The sequence below is a fragment of the Lactobacillus corticis genome (assembly GCF_018327645.1).
GTDB classification, from domain to species: domain Bacteria; phylum Bacillota; class Bacilli; order Lactobacillales; family Lactobacillaceae; genus Lactobacillus; species Lactobacillus corticis.
On sequence record NZ_BMAY01000016.1, the window covers coordinates 15528 to 37808 of the forward strand.

21 protein-coding genes and 1 pseudogene are annotated in these 22281 nt (G+C 42.7%); 7 read left to right on the top strand and 15 right to left on the bottom strand.

Annotated elements, in window-relative coordinates; genetic code table 11:
- Nucleotides 1–234 precede the first annotated feature (234 nt).
- A complete protein-coding gene (locus tag KI210_RS08110) occupies nt 235–726 on the bottom strand; it encodes a universal stress protein (RefSeq protein ID WP_212781402.1) in 492 nt (163 codons plus the stop codon).
- A 151-nt stretch (nt 727–877) separates the two neighbouring features.
- Here KI210_RS08110 and KI210_RS08115 point away from each other — a divergent pair, with 151 nt between their 5' ends.
- On the top strand, nt 878–1675 hold the full coding sequence (locus KI210_RS08115; protein ID WP_212781381.1) for a tyrosine-protein phosphatase: 798 nt from the start codon (nt 878–880) through the stop codon (nt 1673–1675).
- On the opposite strand, the gene KI210_RS08120 is transcribed toward KI210_RS08115, so the two are convergent.
- Nucleotides 1672–2145, bottom strand: coding sequence for a PTS sugar transporter subunit IIA (locus KI210_RS08120; RefSeq protein WP_212781382.1), 474 nt, complete (start codon nt 2143–2145; stop codon nt 1672–1674). The genes KI210_RS08115 and KI210_RS08120 overlap by 4 nt on opposite strands.
- A 127-nt stretch (nt 2146–2272) precedes the next feature.
- On the opposite strand from KI210_RS08120, the gene KI210_RS08125 reads away from it, so the two are divergent.
- On the top strand, nt 2273–2746 hold the full coding sequence (locus KI210_RS08125; RefSeq protein WP_212781383.1) for a nucleoside 2-deoxyribosyltransferase: 474 nt from the start codon (nt 2273–2275) through the stop codon (nt 2744–2746).
- 49 nt (nt 2747–2795) lie between these two features.
- On the opposite strand, the gene nagA is transcribed toward KI210_RS08125, so the two are convergent.
- A complete protein-coding gene (nagA, locus tag KI210_RS08130) occupies nt 2796–3950 on the bottom strand; it encodes an N-acetylglucosamine-6-phosphate deacetylase (protein WP_212781384.1) in 1155 nt (384 codons plus the stop codon).
- Between the two features lie 125 nt (nt 3951–4075).
- Here nagA and KI210_RS08135 point away from each other — a divergent pair, with 125 nt between their 5' ends.
- Nucleotides 4076–7081, top strand: coding sequence for a glycoside hydrolase family 31 family protein (locus KI210_RS08135; RefSeq protein ID WP_212781385.1), 3006 nt, complete (start codon nt 4076–4078; stop codon nt 7079–7081).
- A 39-nt stretch (nt 7082–7120) separates the two neighbouring features.
- Here KI210_RS08135 and KI210_RS08140 read toward each other — a convergent pair whose 3' ends face one another.
- From KI210_RS08140 to KI210_RS08160, 5 genes are all read right to left on the bottom strand, one after another.
- A complete protein-coding gene (locus KI210_RS08140; protein ID WP_212781386.1) occupies nt 7121–7942 on the bottom strand; it encodes an alpha/beta hydrolase in 822 nt (273 codons plus the stop codon).
- On the bottom strand, nt 7914–8699 hold the full coding sequence (locus KI210_RS08145) for a YibE/F family protein (protein ID WP_212781387.1): 786 nt from the start codon (nt 8697–8699) through the stop codon (nt 7914–7916). Before KI210_RS08145 ends, KI210_RS08140 begins: the two co-directional genes overlap by 29 nt.
- Nucleotides 8692–9798, bottom strand: coding sequence for a YibE/F family protein (locus tag KI210_RS08150; protein ID WP_212781388.1), 1107 nt, complete (start codon nt 9796–9798; stop codon nt 8692–8694). Before KI210_RS08150 ends, KI210_RS08145 begins: the two co-directional genes overlap by 8 nt.
- An 82-nt stretch (nt 9799–9880) precedes the next feature.
- Entirely contained in the window at nt 9881–10612 is a 732-nt protein-coding gene (locus KI210_RS08155; RefSeq protein ID WP_212781389.1) for a MerR family transcriptional regulator, read from the bottom strand.
- A gap of 10 nt (nt 10613–10622) precedes the next feature.
- Nucleotides 10623–11711 (bottom strand): D-alanine--D-alanine ligase family protein, encoded by a 1089-nt coding sequence (locus tag KI210_RS08160; RefSeq protein WP_212781390.1) that lies wholly within the window; start codon nt 11709–11711, stop codon nt 10623–10625.
- Between the two features lie 167 nt (nt 11712–11878).
- On the opposite strand from KI210_RS08160, the gene KI210_RS08165 reads away from it, so the two are divergent.
- Complete coding sequence (locus tag KI210_RS08165) at nt 11879–12817, top strand: CAP domain-containing protein (RefSeq protein ID WP_212781391.1); 939 nt, start codon at nt 11879–11881, stop codon at nt 12815–12817.
- Between the two features lie 31 nt (nt 12818–12848).
- Here the strand turns inward: KI210_RS08165 and KI210_RS08170 are convergent, their stop codons facing one another.
- From KI210_RS08170 to KI210_RS08190, 5 genes are all read right to left on the bottom strand, one after another.
- Nucleotides 12849–13682, bottom strand: a complete 834-nt coding sequence (locus KI210_RS08170) for a hypothetical protein (protein WP_212781392.1) — start codon at nt 13680–13682, stop codon at nt 12849–12851.
- Nucleotides 13683–13699: 17 nt separating this feature from the next.
- Nucleotides 13700–14380 carry a TetR/AcrR family transcriptional regulator gene (locus KI210_RS08175; RefSeq protein ID WP_212781393.1) on the bottom strand — a complete coding sequence of 227 codons (681 nt, stop codon included), beginning with the start codon at nt 14378–14380 and terminating at the stop codon, nt 13700–13702.
- A 166-nt stretch (nt 14381–14546) separates the two neighbouring features.
- Nucleotides 14547–15533, bottom strand: a complete 987-nt coding sequence (locus KI210_RS08180; RefSeq protein ID WP_212781394.1) for a ribose-phosphate diphosphokinase — start codon at nt 15531–15533, stop codon at nt 14547–14549.
- 72 nt (nt 15534–15605) lie between these two features.
- Nucleotides 15606–16262 (bottom strand): alpha/beta fold hydrolase, encoded by a 657-nt coding sequence (locus KI210_RS08185; RefSeq protein WP_212781395.1) that lies wholly within the window; start codon nt 16260–16262, stop codon nt 15606–15608.
- Complete coding sequence (locus KI210_RS08190) at nt 16225–17076, bottom strand: glycosyltransferase family 2 protein (protein WP_212781396.1); 852 nt, start codon at nt 17074–17076, stop codon at nt 16225–16227. The genes KI210_RS08185 and KI210_RS08190 overlap by 38 nt, the downstream gene beginning before the upstream one ends.
- Before the next feature lie 201 nt (nt 17077–17277).
- Here KI210_RS08190 and KI210_RS08195 point away from each other — a divergent pair, with 201 nt between their 5' ends.
- Nucleotides 17278–18234: a DUF1002 domain-containing protein gene (locus KI210_RS08195; protein WP_371870194.1), complete on the top strand. Its 957-nt coding sequence runs from the start codon at nt 17278–17280 to the stop codon at nt 18232–18234.
- Between the two features lie 54 nt (nt 18235–18288).
- On the opposite strand, the pseudogene KI210_RS08200 reads toward KI210_RS08195, so the two are convergent.
- A pseudogene (locus tag KI210_RS08200) lies at nt 18289–18756 on the bottom strand (ribonuclease H family protein); the annotation flags it as partial.
- 168 nt (nt 18757–18924) lie between these two features.
- Between KI210_RS08200 and KI210_RS08205 the strand changes: the two are divergent.
- Nucleotides 18925–19857 carry an alpha/beta hydrolase gene (locus KI210_RS08205; RefSeq protein WP_212781399.1) on the top strand — a complete coding sequence of 311 codons (933 nt, stop codon included), beginning with the start codon at nt 18925–18927 and terminating at the stop codon, nt 19855–19857.
- A 45-nt stretch (nt 19858–19902) separates the two neighbouring features.
- Nucleotides 19903–21360 carry a cardiolipin synthase gene (cls, locus tag KI210_RS08210; protein WP_212781400.1) on the top strand — a complete coding sequence of 486 codons (1458 nt, stop codon included), beginning with the start codon at nt 19903–19905 and terminating at the stop codon, nt 21358–21360.
- Between the two features lie 45 nt (nt 21361–21405).
- On the opposite strand, the gene KI210_RS08215 is transcribed toward cls, so the two are convergent.
- Complete coding sequence (locus KI210_RS08215; protein WP_212781401.1) at nt 21406–22137, bottom strand: winged helix-turn-helix domain-containing protein; 732 nt, start codon at nt 22135–22137, stop codon at nt 21406–21408.
- Nucleotides 22138–22281 lie beyond the last annotated feature (144 nt).

The following is a 22281-nucleotide window of genomic DNA, read 5'->3' on the forward strand; positions in this document are numbered from 1 at the left end:
CATCGTTTCTCCGACGAGAAATTGATGCCACAGAACCAACTACCTTTACGACCTGACCCTGCATTTCAATTCCTCCCTTCGATGTCTTCTGCTAGAAAGATAATACCAGAAAACAATTAGCTTTTAAAGAGTTTTATGCGTAAAAACCGAATATTTTTATCAATATAAAATGGGTCTACCCCAATATTGGGTAGATCCATCTTTCAAAAATTAATTATTCGTTTCTATTGTTCGTTATTTGTTCTTTTTGTGAAACTTTACTGGTTCATTTTCGAGATTAGTCCGAACAATCAAAACATCAGCCAAGGCATGCTGGTTAACATATGACGTTACTGATCCCATCAACATGCGTTCAACCGCATTCAAACCAGTTGCTCCCATGACGATCAAGTTATTCTTATGGTCTTTAATAAAGTCATAGGAAATAATCCGCTTAGGGCTACCATAACGAATGTGGTAGTCAACATCTTCCAAATTAAAGTTGTCTTTAGCCCGCCGCTTCAAAGTCTTCAAGTATTCTTCGGCATCTTGTGTCATTTGGTAGATGGCATCGCCGGAGATTAAAGTATCTTGCATTTCGCCCATAAATTGTCGCGTATCGATAATATTTAACACATCGACATGAGCACCTTCATCGACTGCCATTGAGCAGGCCTTATCATATGCCAATTCAGCGGCTTCTGAACCGTCAACTGGAACCAAAATAATGTCTTTTTTGTCTGCCATCATGCTCACTCTTCCTTATCTAAATTCATTTCGTAGGAACGATAGCGTTTCCCTTATACTTCCATTTTAGCATAAGTCAGACCACTTATTTGTTTCGCCTTTTAAATCCTGTTAAAATATGCTTTACGCAAAAATGAAAGGCGAAACTAACATGAGTGAACATTTAACCAATCAACTAATCGGCATTACGAGTGGCCGCAACTTTCGCGAACTCGGTGGCTATGCTACGAACTCTGGTAAAAAAATCAAATATCACCGTTTGCTTAGAACCGGCAATTGGGGCAGCTTAAGTACTGACGACCAAACATTTTTAGCAAACTATGGGGTTTCCAAGGTGATTGACTTCCGGAGCGAAGACGAGGTTACTAAACAGCCAGACCGCATCCCGGATGGCGTTCAATATATTTATGATCCCGTTTTTAGCGAAGACTTAACCAACTCATCCCGCAGCCTGAACGATTTGGCAACACAAGCAGCTAAAGACAGCGAATTTGGCTTCAACCACATGCTGTTTGCCTATGAAGATATGATCAACAGCGATTCTGCTCAAAATGCTTATCGCACTTTCTTCACCCAGCTTTTGGCAAACGAAACCGGCGCAAGTGCCTTTCACTGCACTGCCGGCAAAGACCGGACGGGTTTTGCTGCCCTGCTGATCATGACTGCACTGGGAGTGCCGCTAAAAGCCATTAAAAAAGATTACTTATTAACCAATATCACGACTAAGGACTTCATCAATAATTTGGTAGAACGTGCGCGCTTGAACGGCGAAAATGCTAATGTTCAACAATCCATTCGCGATATCCAAAGCGTCCGCAGCGAATACTTTGACCATGCCTTGAAGATGCTCAATGACGAATACGGCAGCGTCAATAACTACCTGCGAGACGTTATGAAGCTATCTGCCAGCGATATTTTTGAATTGCGCCACTTATACTTGGAAGACTAAAAATTCTGCTGCAAAAATTCGTAAATGCTTGATGTTTCGTGCAAATTAAACAAAATTTGCAGCTTTTTCTCTGGAGTCCTAGCTAAAAAGTTCATCACTTCGGCCAATAATTTTGCCTGACCATCAGGTTTAGTATCCAAGAGCATGAATAAAAAGCGCACTTCTAGTGCTTCTTCAGGCTTAGTCATATTATGGAAAACAACCGGATTTTCCAAGGCAACCGGAACAATCAGCTGGGTATTTACGAATTGCCCTTCAGTATGTGGAATCGCAATATTTGGCAAATCACTGCCCAAACTTTTAGTATCAAGACCTGTAGGGAATTTCTGCTCGCGTTCAACTACGTGAGTTAAGAAATTCCCTTTTACATACCCTAACTTCAAGAGCTTGGTATAAATTTCAGCTAATAGCTCATCCTGTTCAGTTTGCCGGCTAGTAAAAACGGCATCCGGTGAGAATTCAGTTGTCATGCTCTGCCACCCTTTCTGTCTGAGCGATTTTATACTAAGACAATAAGGTATCTAAAGTCATTTTGCAAGCTTGGGCATCCCGTGATAAAGTTAATGCGATATTGTTTTTATTTTTTGTGAGGTAATTATGAAGACCAAAACCTTATACTTCGGGGCTGGCTGGTTCAACGATAAGCAAAACAAAGCTTATGACCAAGCAATGGAGGCCCTCAAAGCAAATCCAACGATCGATCTCGAAAACAGCTACATTCCTTTGAACAACCAATACAAAGGAATCCGGGTTGATGAACACCCTGAATACCTGCATGACAAAGAATGGTCAACGGCAACTTACAAGAGTGACTTGGTGGGCATCCGCAGCACCGACTTCATGCTGGGCGTTTACCTGCCAGATGAAGAAGATGTCGGCTTAGGCATGGAACTAGGCTACGCTGAAGGCCAAGGCAAGTACATCATGCTGGTTATTCCGGATGAAGACTACGGCAAGCCAATCAACTTAATGAGCTGGGGCGTTGCTGACAACATCATCAAGATGAGCGAATTGAAGGACTACAACTTCAATCAGCCACGCTTCAACTTTTACGACGGCGCAGTTTATTAAAACAAAACGGTGAATCCAAATGAGGTTCACCGTTTTTTTCTTCAACTCTCTAAGCTTGGTATCGCGAAACCCCATTCAAGTAAGTTTCACTCAAACTCATATCCTTATTCAAAATTAAAAAGTCAGCTGGTTTGTTTGGTTTGATCGATCCGCACTTATCTAGCACATTCACACTCTTAGCTGGTACGTAAGAAGCCATCATCACCGCATCTTCAGGAGTAGCAATATCCCAATCCACCAGATTTTTCACCGCATCTTTTAGCAGCAGCACGGAGCCAGCCAGGTTGTCGCCGTCTTTCAAACGAGCCATGCCATCTTTAACATAAACTGGTAACTCTCCTAAAACATAATCACCATCTGGCATTAAACCTGCTTCCATACAATCAGTAATCAAGCAGATGTGTTCTGCCCCCTTAGCAGCAATTAGGGCCCGAATGGCTGATTCTTCAACGTGGTGGCCATCAGCAATTAATTCATCAGTCACCAGCCGCATTGAGTAAGCAGCATTGGCAATTGTAGCACCGTGGTGAGATAATTCTGGCATGCCGTTATAAGTATGGGTAAACATCGTAGCACCAGCTTCAATACCGGCAGCTGCTTGCTCGAAGGTCGCACTTGAGTGACCCAAAGAAACAACTACGCCTTCACTAGCAGCCTCTTTGATAAATTCTGCTGAGCCTTTGCGTTCAGGTGCCATGGAAATCTTGCACAGCATATTATCACTAGCTTTACGCCATTTGTTAAAAAGCTTAATGTCGGGATCTAGCATGTATTTAGGATTTTCTGCACCGGCATGTTCTTCAGTAAAGAATGGGCCTTCAAAGTGAATTCCTTGAATCTTTGCCCCAGTTTCTTCGCCTTTATGCTCCGCAAACATCTTGCAGACCTTAGTTAATTGCTCATCACTGGCAGTGATCGTAGTTGGCAGCCATGACGTGACCCCTGCTTTTAAAAGGCCTTCTGATACTTTGTTGATGCCAGCCCAATCACTTTTCATCACATCCTCTTCCAGCATCCCGTGAATGTGGGTATCAACCAGTCCTGGTGCAACATAGCTACCACTGTAATCAACAATTTTTCCTTCAGGCTTATGGCCCTCAGGGTAGTACAAGCCAAACTTGCCGTCATCTGTTACTTCTAACCAGCCACCCCGTTCGGTCCGGTTTTCCAAGAAAAATTTATCTGCATGTACGTAATACGTCATGGTCCCTATTCTCGCTTTCTAATTGCTAAATTCTAAAAATAGTGCAACAGTTATATCTATCTATTATCTTAATTTAGATTTTCGTTATAATAAAGGTAGTTACGTTTATTTAGGAAGAAAGAATTATGACACAAGAGATGCAAAAGGGAAAACACCAGCTCGGAGCGCTCACCGGCGCCAATAAGCGCGACCATTTTTATGAGCTCCACTACCAAACCGGTGAGATCGCCCGCCTCTACATTTTAGCTGATGGCATTTTCCGCTACTATTTAGATCCAACAAAACATTTTGACGACAATCACGCAGCGTTTATTGACTTTAGCGAATTCGACCATTCAGCCTTTGAAGAATCACAGGCTCGCGCTACCAGCGATTCCTTGATTATTAAGGCCGGCAACTACCAATTAATCTTCCAGCAGCGTCCCAGCATCATGTCCGTATTCGACGACAATTTGCATCGGACACGGTTTGTACAGGGGCAGCCACTCTTATTGGGAGACAGCCAAACTACTGAAGTGCTTAAACAAAATAAAAATGAGTTTTATTTTGGTGGCGGTTTGCAAAATGGCAGCTTCAGCCACAAGGGCAAGCGTCTGAATATCAAACGCGATCATATCACCGGAAACGGCGGCGTAATTACGCAAGTACCGTTCTTCTGGTCAAACGCCGGCTTTGGTGAATTGCGCAACACTCTGCGACCGGGGGTTTACGACTTTGGGGCTGACGAAGGAAGAAGCATTTCCTTAACTCACGATACGGCTCTTTTTGACAATATTTACATTTTAGCTGATTCGCCAAGTGAATTAATTCAGAAATACTACGACTTGACCGGCAAGCCGATCATGCTGCCAAAGTATGCCTTAGAATTGGGCCACGTTGGCAACTTTTTGACCACTTATTGGAAACCGGCAGCTGCCAAAGAACGCAATGCTGATTCATTTGAAGACGGCAGCTATTATGTGCGGACCACGAACCCTGATGAAGCAGCCGGTCGCGCTTCGCTTAATGGCGAAGAGACCTTCCAATTCTCTGCTCGGGCGATGATTGACCGCTATGCTGCAAATCACTTCCATCTTGGATGGATGGTGCCAAACTATGGGCAAGAAGCTGATGAAACAGCTTTGGCTACTTTTAATGACTACGCTAACAATCAAAATGTCGCAAGCGGTACCTGGATGGGCCAAGCTGCTGGCAAACCCGTTGCCGGAACAAGCTTTGTCCAAACCAACACGCCGTTTTCACGGGCAATTTTAAAAGACCGCGCAGAACTTAAAAAGTTGCTTGATCGAAAGCGACCGCTGATTTTGGCCGATACCGGCGTTGCCGGCAGTCAGCATCAAACCGTTTTAGCCTACGGCAGTCCAAGTGGCGATTGGGACAATATTCCAACCCAAGTTGCCGGCTTTTTAGGCGCTGGCTTATCCGGCCAACCGCTTGTTGGTGCCAGCGTTGACGGTACGGCCGGTGGCGGCAATGCCCAAATGGCCATCCGTGATTTGGAGTGGAAAGCCTTCACGCCAATCTTGTTCTACATCAGCGACCAAGGCAGCTACAGTAAGACGCCATTTGCTTACAATGCCAAGATGACGCGGATCAACCGGGCTTACCTGGCTTTGCGCAACCGTTTGAAGAACTATTTGTACTCACTCATGTACGAGGCACAAACCGGCAAGCCGATTATGCGTCCGCTGTTTTTAGAATTTCCGCATGAACAAGTCAACTACCTGCCGCAGGTGGGACACGAATTTATGCTGGGTGAAAACCTGCTGATCGCACCAATCTACAATGGGCGCGAGGATGCCAACAGCAATTCACGCAAAGACAATTTGTACTTGCCGGACCACCGCACTCTTTGGATTGATCTCTTTACCGGAGAAAAATTTGTCGGCGGCCGAGTTTATAACAACTTGAGTTATCCGCTCTGGCATTTGCCGGTCTTCGTCCGCGGCGGTGCAATTTTTGATCAAGGCGACCGCAACTATGTCTTCTATCCTCAAGGCAAGAGCAGCATTGTTTCATATGAAGATGGCGGCAAAACCGACTACATGCACAATCATGCCGTTACCCGCATCACTAGCGAATTAGCTGACAGCACCTTGAAGATCCAAATTGATCCAAAGATGGGCAACTACTCAGGCATGAAGACGGAAGGACCAACCCGCCTCAGCATTATGACTGACGGTTATCCGGACAGCGTGCAGCTGAAGATCAATGATCAAACTATTGATTTGCAAGAATACGGCACAATTGATGCCTTCAACCACGCTAAGGAAGGCTTCTTCTACAACACCAACTTCAGCTGGTTGACAGAATTTGATCAATACCAGCCTGAAAAGCAAAAAGCTCTGCAAATCAAACTTGCCTCACGTGACTTGACTGACACCAAGATCGAATTGGTGATCCGGAACTTCAACTATGGTTCCAGCACCCTGGTTCACGCGATTACTGACTCAGCTCTGCGGTCACCAAAACAGCCGACCATTGAGCCTGAAAAGACTTCGGCTCACTCATTAACTGTCAGCTGGCCACAAGTAACTGACGAGGTGCAAATTGAAATCAACGGTCTGCTTTACGACCGAATTAAGGGCAAAACCTTTACCTTCCATGAATTGATGCCGCATACCCGCTACCTAATGCGTCTGCGTTACGTAGCCGGCAATAAGGTATCTGAATGGTCCGATCCATTCGGAGCAATTACCAAACGGCCGCAATTAGACTATGCCGTTAAAGATATTCGTGTTGACAGCAGCTTGCCAAGCAAAGATGAATTTCCACTGGCTTACTTAACTGATTTAAAGACCGCAAGCGAATGGCAAACGGCCAAATCAGTAAGCGATGAAGAGCCACTGGTATTAACCTTCACCTTTGCCGAAGCAGAAAAACTCAGCCGGATGGTATACGTACCGCGGTTGATCGACAAGCTGGGCGATCCGTTAGAGGTGGCAATCGAAACTTCAGTTGACGGCGAAAACTTTACTCCATATGGTGAACGGATTGCTTGGAAGGCAGATAATAAGAATAAGGTTATCGGCTTGCGCAATCTGACAGCCAAAGCAATCAGATTGAAAGTCTTCAAATCAGAAGGCGACTGCGTAAGTGCACGAGAAATCATGTTCTTTAGAGCTAAATAAACTAAAAACGACGAGCCTTAAAGCTCGTCGTTTTTTGACTTATTTTTGCCATTGGCCATCCAGCCATTCCAAACTGAGTTTAAACCAATTGGCGGCATGCGGGTTATCCTGCCATTCCCGCTCCTTAGTCACCATTTCTGGTCGCGCCAAGGAGAAGCCATGCAGTCCCTGATGGAAAAGATGTGCTTCACATGAAACATTGTGTTCATTTAAAGCATTCATGTATTCTAGGGAATTGCCAATCAGAACCACCGGATCATCCCAGGCTTGCACAATAAAGGTCGCAGGCGTCTTTTCCGTAACTCCTTTAGCAGTATCCAGCAGTTCGGGCTCTTCCGGATACTTGCCTTTCTGATCTTCAGGAACATCAAAGCCAATCTTTTCAATATTGATTAACGGATAACCTAAAATTGTTAAATTTGGCCGCACTGCGTCGGCATCATAACCAAACCGTTGACTAAATTTTTCTGAATCAGCCAAAACATTGGCGGCACTGGCCACATGTCCGCCCGCAGAAAAGCCGACCGTGACGACTTTCTGGGGATCAATGTGATATTCGGCTGCGTGAGTGCGGAAGTATTTAACCGTCGTTAATACGTCAAGCGCAGCATCTGGATAAATCTTGCCAGGATCTTGGACTAAGTTATATTCCATCACGGCTGCGTTATAGCCGTGGCTCATGTAGGCCAAAGCCACCGGTTCGCCTTCTCGTTGAGCCAAGTGGTTGAAACTGCCGCCGGGAATGACGATAACTAACGGGTGTGCGGGTTGTACCAGAAATTTATTCTGTTCTTGCGTATAAGTATGCAGGGTAAATTCTCGGCCATTAAAATTAGTGAGTGTCAGTGTGTTTGTCTTCATGTTTCACCTCAGACTTCGTTAAACCTTTTGAAAGTAAGAACGTCGAAAGGGGCACGGTCATTAAGACTCCAATCAAGGAGTACATGATAATCAAGGCCTCGTTGACAAATAATTTTTCATTCAAAACCTGACCGATACTATATCCTAAACGGTAATACCACAAAAACAGCGATAAAAAACTACCGAACATCCCAAAAAGCACGGTATTCATCGCTGTTCCCAGGACGTCGTATCCGATTGCATCCCCACTGGCACGCAATTGCTTTTCGCTAATGTCAGGCTTTGCCTTCTTTAATTCTAACAGACCTGAGCTCATAGCTACAGCCGCTTCCGCAATTGCCCCCAAAGTTGAGAAAATTGCGACCGCTACGGCAATCATACCATAGTTCAAACCAGGCATCTGCGACAAGCCTACCAGCACTTCGCCAGCTTCTGGCCCTAAACCGGCAGCTTGGGCAAAATGCTGCATCATTAAAACGAGGACGCTAGTCAGCAAACAGACAATAAAAGCGGAATAGAAGGAGTTCTTGGCAACTGTGTAATCGTGCGTCCCCAAGAAAATAATTGTTACTAATTTCAGCGGGATAAAAATCAGGATCACCAATTCCACATTCACGCCCCATGAAATCAAAAGCGCTACTAAAATCAGCAAAATGCCGTTAATTAACACACTGAAGAAACTGCGAATGCCAGTTTCGCCACCGATTATAGCCATCAAAACTGCCAAGAGGATGACTAAGGCCGTTAAACTACTCATTTAATTTCCCCTGCTCCTTTTCATGCAAAAACCACAAACTGCAGCCAGTAGCAAAGACCACTGTCAAAACAATTCCAATGGCAGAAATGATACTTTGGGTAGCTCCTAAGGAAAGGGTGAAGCCGAAGGTAGTGCTTAAAGTATTATTATCGCGTAAATACAAAATTGTCTCAGGCAGTGCTTCAGAAATAAAGATCAAAACCAAGACGTTGATCAGCGGTCCCATAATTTCCTGACCTAAAGTCCGACCGCTTTGGATCATGTCTTTGACAGTAACATCCTTTTTCGTTTGAACCAATTCATAAAGACTAGTCACAATGTCTGTTGACTCATCCATTACTGCCCCTAAGATTCCTAACAAGGTCTGCGCAAAGAATAATCCCCGCGGATCTTGGGTGGCATATTCACCGGTTTCAAACCGCATTTCGGTTTCACCAGTTAATTCCATTATCAAATAGCAAAGGCCGAAGCTGACGAAAATCCCCAACAAGGTTGAAAGCCAAGTAGCCAGCATCTTTTTATTAATCCCTTGCACAATCGCCAAACTAACGAAGGAGAAAATCACTACTGCAGCGCTGAATAAGAGAATAATGCCGCTGCCGTTTAATTTTACATCTAGCAGAATTACGCCATAGAAGATGATCCAACTGATCGCCATCGAAGCCATTAATTTGAATGACTTTACCCCCACTAGCAAAACCATCAAAGCTAGCGTAATGGTCAGCACCAAGGCCAAGACCCAATCACGCTTCGGGTTAACTAAGGCCGCTTGCCCTTTTTTGATGTTGACAAAGATGCGCTGGCCGGCCCGATATTTTTGCGTAACCAGTTGTGAAGGATAGTAGTTATTAGTGGCAGTATAACGCTCTCCTTTATGCTTACCGGACAAAATCAGCAAATGCAAAACTTGTTTTCGCGTTTCATCCTGGTTGCCATACACGTCTTTGTCTTTTTGTACCAAAGTATCCTTGATATGTTTATCAGTAATTAGTGCTACCGAATCGGTTTGATAAATTGCGGTCGCAAAATAGACTGCCACTGTACCAACTAACCCGATCAAGAGCACTATCAATGACGCATATATTCTTTTTTTCTTCATTGGTGGTCCCCTTATAATTTATTACTCTACCTACTGTAAAACAAAAAGACGACTAAAGTTAGCCGTCTTAAATAATCTTAAATTAAATGTTTAAAAATCTTTGCCACCAGTGTTGTTTTTTAGGTAATTGCATATCTGCCAATGTTCTGCTTGCTTGGCTGCGTTTTTGACTGTTCTCCTGCGCCTTAGCTAGAATGTCACGATGAACCTCTGCGGCACTCTTTTGCTTATCGGCTTCAACCTGATCGCGTTTTTCAGCTGTAGTTTTGGGTGCCTGCTTTTCCTCTGAACCGCTATCTCTAACAATTCCAGATATATCTGGCAGTGCTTCGATTTCTGGATCGATTCCAGCTGAATGTCGTCCCAACTTAGGGGCTTGGTCAGCTTGTTTTTGGGCTGCCAAGATTTCCTTATTCTGCGCGGCAATCGTATCCAGTTTAGACTCCAACTGGCTAATAACCTTATTTTGGGCAGCAATTGTTTGCTGCAAGGCTCCTAACAACTGCTGCATTTTGGCAGGGTCCAACACTTCCTGTTGATCTTTCTCTGGTTGATGAATCTCAAAAATCTGCCGGGCTGCCTTTTCAATTGTCAGCCCCTGTTCTTTCGTCAAGCGATGCATCGCTTCTAAGTCTTTGATATCTTGTTCGCGATACAACCGCGACTTTTGCTTGGTACGTTCAAAATAATGATCATTACCAGTGACTTTTTCAACCATTAAAGAATATCTTCTTAATGATTCCGTGCTGATCCCGACTTTTTTAGCCACTGTTGCTACACTGGCTAATTCTTCAAATTCGTGCTCCTCACTCATAGTCTTTGCCCTAGTCGTGCTTATGTAACAATTTTGCCTTGTGGTCAAATCTAGCCTGACCTAATTCAATTAACTTAGTAATCAATTCAGTATAAGGGATACCAGCTTCTTCAAAGAGTTTTGGATACATTGAAATATTAGTAAAGCCTGGCAAGGCGTTTAACTCGTTAAAAATAACTTTTTGATCACTAGTCCGAAGCATAAAGTCAATTCGTGCTAAACCACTGCATTCAGTTGCTTGGTAAACTTTCAAAGCGTACTTGCGCGTTGCTTCAACAACTTCAGTCGGCAAGTCAGCCGGAATTTGCAGCTTAGTGGTTGATTCGGCCGCATATTTATTTTCATAAGTGTACCAAGTACCAGCCTTGTTGATAATTTGGCCAACGCCGGAAACAACTGGCCGGTCGTTCCCAAGAACAGCTGTTTCAACTTCAGTACCATCGATTCCTTCTTCAACCAGAATCTTGTCATCGTACTTGAAGGCTTCAGCTAAAGCTGGAGCATAGTCTGCTGCCTTTTGGACGTGGCTGATGCCGACAGATGAACCTTGATTTGATGGCTTGACAAATAAGTTGCTAGTCCCCAAAGTTTTAACGACATAATCAAAATCAAGCTTTGGGCTTTCCCCATCTTCATACTCAGGCCGCTTAACCGTCAACCATTTAGCTACCGGTACACCAGCCCGTTCAGCCAAGATTTTGGTAAAGTCTTTATCCATGGTTACCGCAGCTGCTAAAACGTCATCACCAACAAACGGCTTGTTCAACAAACGGAAGAGGCCTTGCAATACCCCATCTTCTCCCAAATTACCATGAACGATTGGGAAGAAAATGTCGATTTCGGGCAGGTTGGCTAATTCACTGATGTTGCTTAAGTTAGCCAGCTTGTGCGGATTTTCAACTTGGTATGATGGATCTGCCAAAACTTTGAAAGCATCTGCTTCACTAGCAATGTAGCCTTCATTGGTAATCCAAATTGGATGCACTTCAAACTTTTCTTTATCAATTGCGTTATAGATATTATGTCCTGATACGATTGAAACTTCATACTCAGACGAGTTACCGCCGAAAATTAACCCTACGCTAGTTTTTTTTGTCATTTTTTTACCTCTAAAACTTTACTATCAGTCTTTAATTATACGCATTTCTCGGCCAGGATTGAATATTCTAGCAAAATTACTATAATTTTTAACTATTTACCAAGTAGTAAGCGGTTTTTTACCCGTTAAATCCATTATAATGGAAATAGGAATAAGGGGTGAGAGCGATGCGTGGATCAAAAATCTTACTGGCAGGGATCATCGGCTTAATGCTGGTACCACAAACGGCAGTTAGTGCAGCTAAAAGCTCAGTCGCACGTTACCAAGCACGCTATGCCAAACTAAATAAGCGAAAAGTCGATGCTGAAACCCTAAATACTGAAGGAGCTCTATCTGAAAACTATCGCCTAGATCAACTGGCCTATCTCAACTACTATCGTAGTTTATTTAAGTTGCCACCTGTTAAGTTAAAAGCAGCTGATAATCGCGCTGCCCAAACCACAGCTGAAGTGATGGCCGCCATTTGTGCCAATCCTTTTGTTAACCAGCATGGCCTGCCGCAACGGAAACGGCCAAAGAAAATTAGCCGTGCCAATTGGCGGCTAGCTAAGGAAATTTCTTATATTTCTAATCTAGACTTTACTTCAGGCGAAGCTAGTGCCGGCGATATTATAACTGATATGGTTACTGATAAATATAATTTAACCGGTGCTGATACGGGACATCGCGCTTGGCTGCTTTCCCCTAAGTTAACCACTGTCGGTCTTGGCGCTGCATATGGCAAAAATGATTACCGTTATTCAGTTATTAAGGTTATTAATGGAAATGACTATTATCGCCGAATCAAGGTAAAGACCGTGCTCTACCCTAGCAGCTGCTTTCCGGTTCAACTAGCAAAAGGCAGAAACATTTATTGGTCAATTTATTTAGTAAACAAGCGAATTAAGAAATTACCTAAAATTTACATTTATGATTTGACTACCAGAAAAAAGTACAAGGCGAGTCGCGTTTCCAACCATAGTCGTTCATGGTATGGCTACTTCAGAACAATTATCACCTATAAGCCAGGAAAAACCCCATTAAAAGCTGGTCACCACTACAAGGTAGTAGCTAAAAAATTAGTAACTTACAAATTTGTGCTTTTTGATCAAAACCCCAACGATTAAAAAAAGAACGTTCCATGAGGAACGTTCTTTTCTATTTGGCAGCTGTGGCTTGCCAAGGTATTGCGCATACGATGTATAAGACAGTACCCACAATTACAAAGTCAAGGAAAGTTGAACTTGCTATTTCAATTAAATAGCCAACTCCGCCCAAATTCCAAGCTTCAACATTAAACAACACTGGAATGATCGCCATTATTCCTGACAGCAAAATTAACCATCCAGCGGCCCACATTCCGGCGGCAACAATTGTATGGATCATTGACCGGGTTGACAACATCTCACGCATTTCGCGAATCATCGAAAGCAGCATAATAATTACACTAACAATGATAACGATGTTAATCACCAGTAAAATAGTTACTAAATTAGCACCTAACATTACCAAACTCAAGTCAAATGCAGCAGTAACGTAGGCAACTGCTGAACTTTGATGCTCTTTTAATTGTTTTTTGATTCCCTGAGCATCAGTTGAAGAATCACTAGTTACATCCTTTTGGATGTCATTATAAATAGTCTTAGCTAAAGAACTACTATTAGTCTTCAGCCAGTGGATCCCCAAAACGTAATCGATTACGTGATTAGCAATCGGCAGTGCTTCTTTTTCACTCAGCAGATTGGTATCATCCGCGGCATCTGCGCCAACATAATCTGCCAAAGCATTAAAGTGTCCATTTATCTGACGGGCAATAACAGCCGAGTTATTATTGCTCGTAATCTGGCCTTTCATGAAAGATGGATTCAGGAAGGTTCCAGTAACTAGGCCTAATCCTATTCCTAAAAATAAAATCAGTGCTAATACTCGCTTATATTGCTTATTCTGTCCCTGATTCATCCGGTGAACTTCTGCTCTGGAAGCTCCAGCCATGGGCATCCCTCTCTCTTTTAAGCTTCTTCCTCAGGTTCTTGGAACATATGATCAACCGCATATCTCACTTCATCAAGATCAATTTGGTTGATAATCCGATGGCCTTCGTTTACAGCTTGCTTAATATCCGTAGCTGTACACTTTAAGAATGAGAACATCAAACTTTTAACTGCATAGTCAGCTAACTTTTCAGGGTCAACGTGGTGCTTAGCCCGGTCATAGTACAAACGGCCAGCACCAGCAGCAACAAATGGAATTCCTACGCTTAATTCATTGAAATCGATATTTTCTTCATCGAATAAACGCTTCTTAGAAATCCAAGTGTTAAGCATCGTACCCCAGTTGTCTAAAGTCTTGTTGTTCATAAAGGCTTGCATAATAATTTGGTCTAAACCGTCATCAGTTACGCCCAACTTAACAATTAAGTAAACAAAAGCCTTAGATAAAGCGTATGGGTTCTTTGGTTCATCAGGGTATTTAATCTCTACGCATTCACTCAAAGTAGTGAAAACTTGATGCACAATATCGTTAATCAAAGTAGCCTTATGTGGGTAGTAGGATTGTAATAACGATTTTGAAATTCCTGATTCTTCAGCAATTCTTTGTAATGATACGTTATCAAAACCATTCTCACGGATAAGGCGGAAAGTATTGGATAAAATAACTCTCCGACGTTTCATGTTCTTTCGTCTTGCCATTGTTTTTTGTTCCTTCTCGTTCTTTCTCGTTTAATAAAATCACATATTATTATACAAGATCATATATGTAAAAACATCCATTATTTGGGATTTTATGGAATTTTACACATAAAAATGATCCTCAATCTGAGGATCATTGTCCGTTAAGCATATCATCAATAATGGATTACTTCAAACGATTTTGCTCATCAAATATTTCGTGAATTGAGCGGTCGTTATAAATATAATCAATCCCCCGTGCCAATAACTGATCGACTGAAATACGCACCATGCGATCTGGGTATTGTTCGTGCTGAATCGTATCAGTTACCACAATTTGTTCGATTGGCAAACCATTCAAACGATCAACGGCATTTTGTGACAGCAAGGCATGGGTTACAGCAACATAAACCTTAGTGGCACCTGCAGCCATAACCGATTTAGTAGATGAAGCAATGCGCGAACCGGTATCTACCAGGTCATCGACAATGATACATTTCTTGCCCTTCACGTCACCAATCATGTCGTGAACTTCATCGTCGTAACGCGTTCCCCGTTGATCGACGATTGCAATTGGGGCATCGAAGTATTGACCAAAATTCCGCGCCAGCTTAGCTCCGGCATGGTCAGGCGAAACGATTACAACATCGTCGCCTTCACGGCCGGCAAAACCATTATCTAAGAAATATTGCGCTAAGAGCGGTTGGGCGTGCAGGTGGTCAACTGGAATATCGTAAAAACCTTGAATTTGCGAAGCATGCAAATCAATTGTCAACAAACGATCAATGCCGGTTAATTGCAGCAAGTTAGCAATTAATTTAGCAGTAATTGGTTCCCGCGACCGCGTTTTGGTATCAGAACGAGAATATGCCAAGTAAGGAACTACGACGTTGATCGTATGAGCGGATGCCCGGTGCAATGCATCAAGCACTATCTCAAGTTCCATAAAGCTTTGGTTGACCGGATCTTGGATGGTTTGGATGACAAACACATCGCAGCCTCTAACCGTTTCAGAAATATTTACTTGGATTTCGCCGTCGCTAAAATGATGAACAGCCGTTTCCAGTAACGGTTCACCTAAAATTTTGGCAATTTTTTCATTTAAAGCTGGGTTGCCGCCCAAGCCAATCAACTTCATTGGGTGCAATAAACGATGGAGTTCTTCCTTATTCATAACTGTCCTTCTTCTTAAAAATTCGTACACCATAATTATACCCAAAACCTGCGGTTTTTGGGAGTTTGGTATTTATTTGCAAAAATCCTTAATTAAATCCAGCAATTTTAGACTTCTAACTGCATAAGAGGTGTGAGATTGGCGTGGCATTAAAATCAAGCGCGCATTTTGCATAATTTGACTATACCAACGCACGTGTTCAACCTTCACCCAATCATTTTCACCAACGACACACAAAGTGGGAGTGGTGATTTTTTTCAAATCGGCTTCTGACATCCAGCTTTCCGTCAATTCCACGCGCGCATCGCGGTCTAAACGGAAAAAGCGTTGAAAGCCTTCAGTCAAATAATGGTATTTGCGGATTCCGTCACCATTTACAAAGACCCCGGCCACAATCATCTTGCCTAGAAGCTCAGGGTGTTGACTCGCCAGCATCATTGCAACTAAGCCGCCAGCATCATAGCCAAAGCAATAAGCTCCTTCTAAATGCAGCTGCTTAATAAAAGCGTATAAGTCTTCCACTTCAGTTTGATAGTGTTCAGCTACTTCGCCTTGACTTAAGCCATGTCCCCGCATATCTAAAATATACACAGTATAGTAGAGAGATAGCGGCGCAGCAATTTTGTCAAAAATCCCCCCATCGGCGTGATGACCATGCAAGAGAATCAATGGATGTCCATTTCCTAGCTTGTTATAGTATAGTTCGACCCCGTTTACCTTTTCCTTCATTATTGCTCCTTATCAATGTGCTTTCGCTCAATTTGCGCACAGTTCGCTCGCTTTTACTATTTTCAGATGCCAGCAAACTTTTAATAATTCGGTTCCATACTCGATAATTGCCTAAAAAGTTATCCTTCACCTTTTTTATGCTGGGCTGATGGATGATGCTGCCCTGGCGCTGACGATAATGGTAGTAAGGATGCTGCGTATAATACATTTTTTCGCAGTGCGACATATACTTTACGCTAAAAATCTGATCTTCCAGAAGTGAAATATCACGGTCAAATTTAAGCTTGTACTTTCTTACTACTTCAGTCTTAAAAGCCTTATTCCAGCTATAGCCTTTAATCGGAGACCCAAAGACATTGGTCATTTTCAAATAGGCCTCGGCCCGATTGATTTCTCCGCTTTCAAAATGTCCGACAACTTTTTCTGGCTTATTGGAATAGTCTAACCAATAGCCACAGGATACCAAATCACATTCTGGATGTTCCTTAAAAGCTCTTAAGAAATAGGCAGTATAGCCGTGAGAAACCCAGTCATCGCCATCGTGAAAAGTGAAGTATGGCGTGTCCACATATTTCATACCGACATTGCGTGCTTCTGAGGGACCGCCATTTGATTTCTGCACTAGCTTAAAGTATGGAAACTGCTGAGCATATTTTTGGGCAATTGCGGCCGAATCATCAGTTGAACCGTCATCAACAACAATTAATTTGAAATTAGGCTCGTCTTGGCGCAGCAATGCCTCAAAGGCATGTGCTAAGTAATCGGCGGTATTGTAAACCGGCATGATTATAGTCAGCAATGGCTCTTTCAGCATAAAATCCTCCTATCGGCTCTTCCTAACCTTTCTATTATATCATCTTATTTTTAAGGCGCTAATTCCCATCGATAAGTTATCCTTGATCGGACAAAGATGTTAAGAATTTACAAAAGCCTGGTATCTCGATTTTTTTCTAGTATATAATTATGTCTACCAAAGGAGAGCAAAAAGATGAAAAAGCTTATCACACTCATCAGCATGTTGATGCTGCTAACCCTAGGCGTCAGCAGCGTCAAAGCTGACACTGATTCGTCTAGCAGCAGTTCTGCTAGCAGCACTACTTTGTCAGATAATACCCCCATTGTCACTTTAGGAAGTTCCTTAACTTCTGCCCAGCGACAAGGAACGGTGAAGACGCTAACTTCTAGCCTTAATGGTTCAAGCTACAATACCATTACTGTTACCGGCTCCGATTTAGTAAAATATCTGAACCCATCAGGCGACAACTTCACTACTTCCTCAGGCGTTTGGTCCAGTGCGATGATTCAAAAAACCAGCTCTGGCAGCGGGATCAACGTGCACATTTTAGACTACAATGGGGCCGAAAACATTACGACAATCACAGCAAATCAATATAAAAATGCGGCCTTAACTGCTGGCATTACTGATGCTGATATCTATATCACTAGTGCTACTCCCATCGATGGTTCGGGAGCTTTGGCGGGAATTTACAAAGCCTATGCCAAAACCGGCAATAGTTTAAACCAAAGTCGCGTTAATGCCGCCCAAGATGAAATGGGCACCCTGAGTTCAATTACCAAGGCCAACAAAAATAAGGATGGCTACTCAGACGCCCAACTGAATAACGCCGTTGCCCAGGCTAAGAGTGAAATGGCTAAATATGGCAACAATATTTCCAAGAGCCAAATTACTAATATTGTAAATACGCAACTCCAAAATAATAATTTAACTAATGTCATTACGAACAACCAAAAACAGCAAATTATCAATATTTTAGTTGAGATTCGTGACTCTGGCGCTTTAAATTCAAGCAGCTTCAAGAGTCAAGCAGCCAGCCTAGCAAAGAATATTCAAGCTAACGCGAAAGGCATTTTTGACAAACTGAATACCCAAGAAAATCGCAATTTATTGCAAAAGATTTGGGACGCAGTTGTGAACTTCATTAGCAATCTGTTTAAGAGTTTTTCAAATTAGCACGAAAAATATAACCCCCTAAGGCAAGTTCTAGCTTGCTTTAGGGGGTATTTTTTACATTTCTTGATCCATATACTGGTTAAGCGTGCTATCCACGAACTCATTGCCAGCATCACCATTATGCCCTCGGGTCCACTCAAATTGATAGTCGCTAAATTGACTTAACAAATGATCAATCTCTTGCCATTCTTCAGCATTAGCCAAGCTGCCGCTGCTTCGACGCCAACCACGTTTTTTCCAACCACTTAACCAATGTTGATTAATAGCATTTACCACATATTGCGAATCTAAGACCAAGCGAATTTTTTTATCGGCAAAATCCAAAGCCAACAATTTCTTCAGCGCTTCAATTACGGCTGTTTGTTCCATTTTATTGTTGGTAGCCCCATATTCTCCGCCAGTGCCATAAACTGAGTGATCATCCCACTCGATTAAATAAGCCCAAGCTGCCAAGTCAGTCGTCTTAACATGGCCGCCCTTAACATTACCAGTGTTTCGCGTGCCGCCATCTGTATAAACGATCACTTCTTTGCCCTTATTGGGAGTGATGCGACTAGAATTTATGCCATTTTTGGGAGTTAAACTTGTTTTCATGCTGATTCATTCCCTCTCTTTCGTAAATATCGTTATCATGTTAGAGTACTATTATGACAGAATTTGGGCGATTAGTGTAGCGAGGAGGTGCAAGAGTTGGCTTTTGATTCCCGCAAGTATAAAGAAGAAGTTGAAAAAAATCGTTCACCCAAAAAGCAAGAACCATCAATGGTTAAAATGATCAGTTTGGCACTCTTAGCCAGCTTTGCGCCCACTCGCGGGCTTTTGCGGCTCCATCGGCGAAAAATTATTGATCATGCAATTATTGAACCGCCAGTACCAGCTCACGCTAATCAGGAACAAATTCCGATCCTTTATTTTCATGGCTTCCGTGGCGGAGACTACACCACCAATGTAATGGTGCACCAAGCCGTCAATGATAAACATAAAAGCGGCTTTTTAAAAGTAATAATTGATCTCCTGGGCAATATTGAATTGAGTGGCTGCTGGACCAATGATGCCCAGCCGATTGTGCAGGTTGTTTTTCGTGATCGCATTGTGGGAATCTACGGCATTGACTATTACCTAAGCATGGTTTTGCCATTTTTAGCCCAAAAATTTAAATTTACGCATTATGATGCCGTTGCCCATTCACTGACTTGCCCCTGCATCATCCGCACAGAAATGCGCTATGCCGATAACAAACGCTACCCTCATCTGCATAAATGTGCCTTAATTGCCGGCCCCTTTAACGGGGTAACTTATTTGGGCGATATTCCCAATGTTAACGGCTTAACCGAAAAAGGTCGACCGCGCTTGGTTAACCCGCACTACCTTTATCTAATGTTTCGCAAAAAACGCTTTAATCCTGACATTCAGGTCTTAAATATCTACGGCAATGTTTTAGACAACACCAATACTGATCGCTTTATCTCGGTTATTTCCGCTAAAAGCATTCGTTACATTCTAGCGCCATCTTGTCGCTCATACCATGAAATTGAAATTCGTGGCAAAGAAGCTGAGCACAGCTGGATGCACGATAATCCATTTGTGATAAATATCATTGACAAATTTTTAGGCCTTAAATAACGCTATGATAAAATATTGTTAGTTTGAGGAGGAGGACTAGGCCAGATGATTTTGCTACACGACATTATCTACATTATCTTAATATCCAATGACTTACTGGCCTTGTATATTGTCTTTCACCGGCGGCGCTCGGTAGCCACCACCTGGGCTTGGTTAATCGTCCTGCTCATTTTTCCAATTTTTGGCCTAATTCTTTACTCCTTCTTTGGCCGGGGATTATCGCAAGAAAATTTATTTGCAATCAATAAACAGAAACACATTGGCTTGCGTAACGTTCAAAAAATGATCACTAAAGCTCCCAAACGAGCCACCCCAACTGATACCAGCGATCAGGCCAAAGTTCTAGTTAATCTGCTAAACCGTCATAACGATTCGCCCTTAACTAAAAATAATCAAGTGAAATTATATACCGATGGCCATGCTTTTTTTGATGACCTAATTGCCGATTTAAAGGCGGCTAAAGAAACTATCAACATCGAATTTTACACTTTTTATAACGACAAGATCGGCAATAAAATATTAAAGCTCTTAATTGCCAAGGCCAAGGCTGGAGTCAATGTTCACGTCATTTATGATGCCTGGGGCTCAATGGGCGCAAGCAAAACTTGGTTTGACCAATTACGTAAGGCCGGTGGCCAAGTATTGCCATTCGTCACTTCGCGGAGCGTAATTACCAGATACCGGATCAACTACCACCTGCACCGTAAAATTGTAGTAGTTGATGGACGGATTTCCTGGACGGGTGGCTTCAACATTGGCGACCAATACCTCGGCGAAAAGAAAAAATTTGGCTACTGGCGCGACACCCACGTCCGGATCGTCGGGTCGGCATCCCTCTTATTACAGGAACGTTTCGTCATGGATTGGAATGCCTCAATTCAAAAGGACCATGAAGTGATCACCTTTAACTCTGAAATGTTTCCGGATTTAGATGAAAATGATATCGCTCCAGGTGATGTTGCTACCCAGGTGATTTCCGATGGCCCCGATCACTATAACTCCAACATGCGCAATGGCATGATGCGGTTGATGCTGTTGGCACGGAAACGGTTATGGATTCAAACTCCCTACTTGATCCCTGATGAGGCCATGTTTGCTACCTGGCAAATCATTGCTAAATCAGGCGTTGATGTCCGGATCATGATCCCCTGCAAGCCAGACCACCCCTTTATCTACCGGGCTACCCAATGGTATGCCAATGAGTTAACCCGCAGCGGCGTCAAAATTTATACCTACAACGATGGCTTCATCCATTCCAAAACAATCGTGGTCGACGATAAATATTCTACCGTTGGTTCAATGAATCAAGATTATCGTTCATACCATCTGAACTTTGAAGATAATGTCGTTTTCTATGACCGCGGTTTTACCGAGCAAATGGCCGAACAATTCAAAACCGATATGAAAAAATCCACCCTGCTTACCCAGGAAATGATTGACCAGCAAAGTCGTTACCTCAAGACTTTACAGGCATTTTCAAGAATGCTGTCGCCAATTTTATAAACTAAAAACCTCCGAGCTAGCTAAAATGGCTACTCGGAGGTTTTATTATGCTTGTTCAGGGAGTTCAAGCATATAGCCAAACCCTCTGACGGTTTTTAGCAGTTGCGGTTTATCCGGATGCGGCTCGATCTTGTCCCGCAAATGGCTAATCTGCATATCAACAATGCGCGTTGATCCCATTTCTTGATTATTATGCCAGACGCCCGCCAACAGCTGGTCTCGCGACAATACTTGGTTGGGATTGTTTAGCAAAAATTCCAACAATTTATATTCCTTAGGCGTCAATTCTAAGTTTTGATCATTGATATACGCCCGCATGCGGTGTTGATCAAGCTGAAGCTCAGCATCTGCTGCCAATTTAACCTTCAGCAATTTGGGCTTGGGAGCTGTTGAAATTAATGGAGCATCTTTTTCGAGATAAAGCAGCGCATTTAATTGGGCCAAAATCAAATCAGCTTGGCTGGTTACTAAAAAGCTATTGACTTGATGGCGAAATAATTTTTTGACAACGTGCTGGCTGAAAACTTTGCTTAGGCAGATAATCGGCCCTTTAAAATTCCTCCGGACTTGATCAACAGCAGCCAGTACCTGGTCAGCAGCCAGTTTTTCCAAATCAATCACGATTCCCAACAGCTCTTCATCTTGCGCATGCTTAACCACTTTGCGCAATTCCAAGGCATTGTAGATATTCAATTTTTCTTTATTGGCTAGGATATTCAGCCCTGTAAACAAACGGATGTTCTCAGTGAGCAGAATAATTTCGTTTCTGATTTTCATATTTTTATCTTATCGAAAAAATAAATAATTTACGCCGATTGTAAAATCAAATTGAACACTTTAGAAAAATAAAAAAGTCCATTTGGACCTGTTTGATAGAATGTTAATGACCACAAAAACATCTATTGGAGGTCACAAATGGAC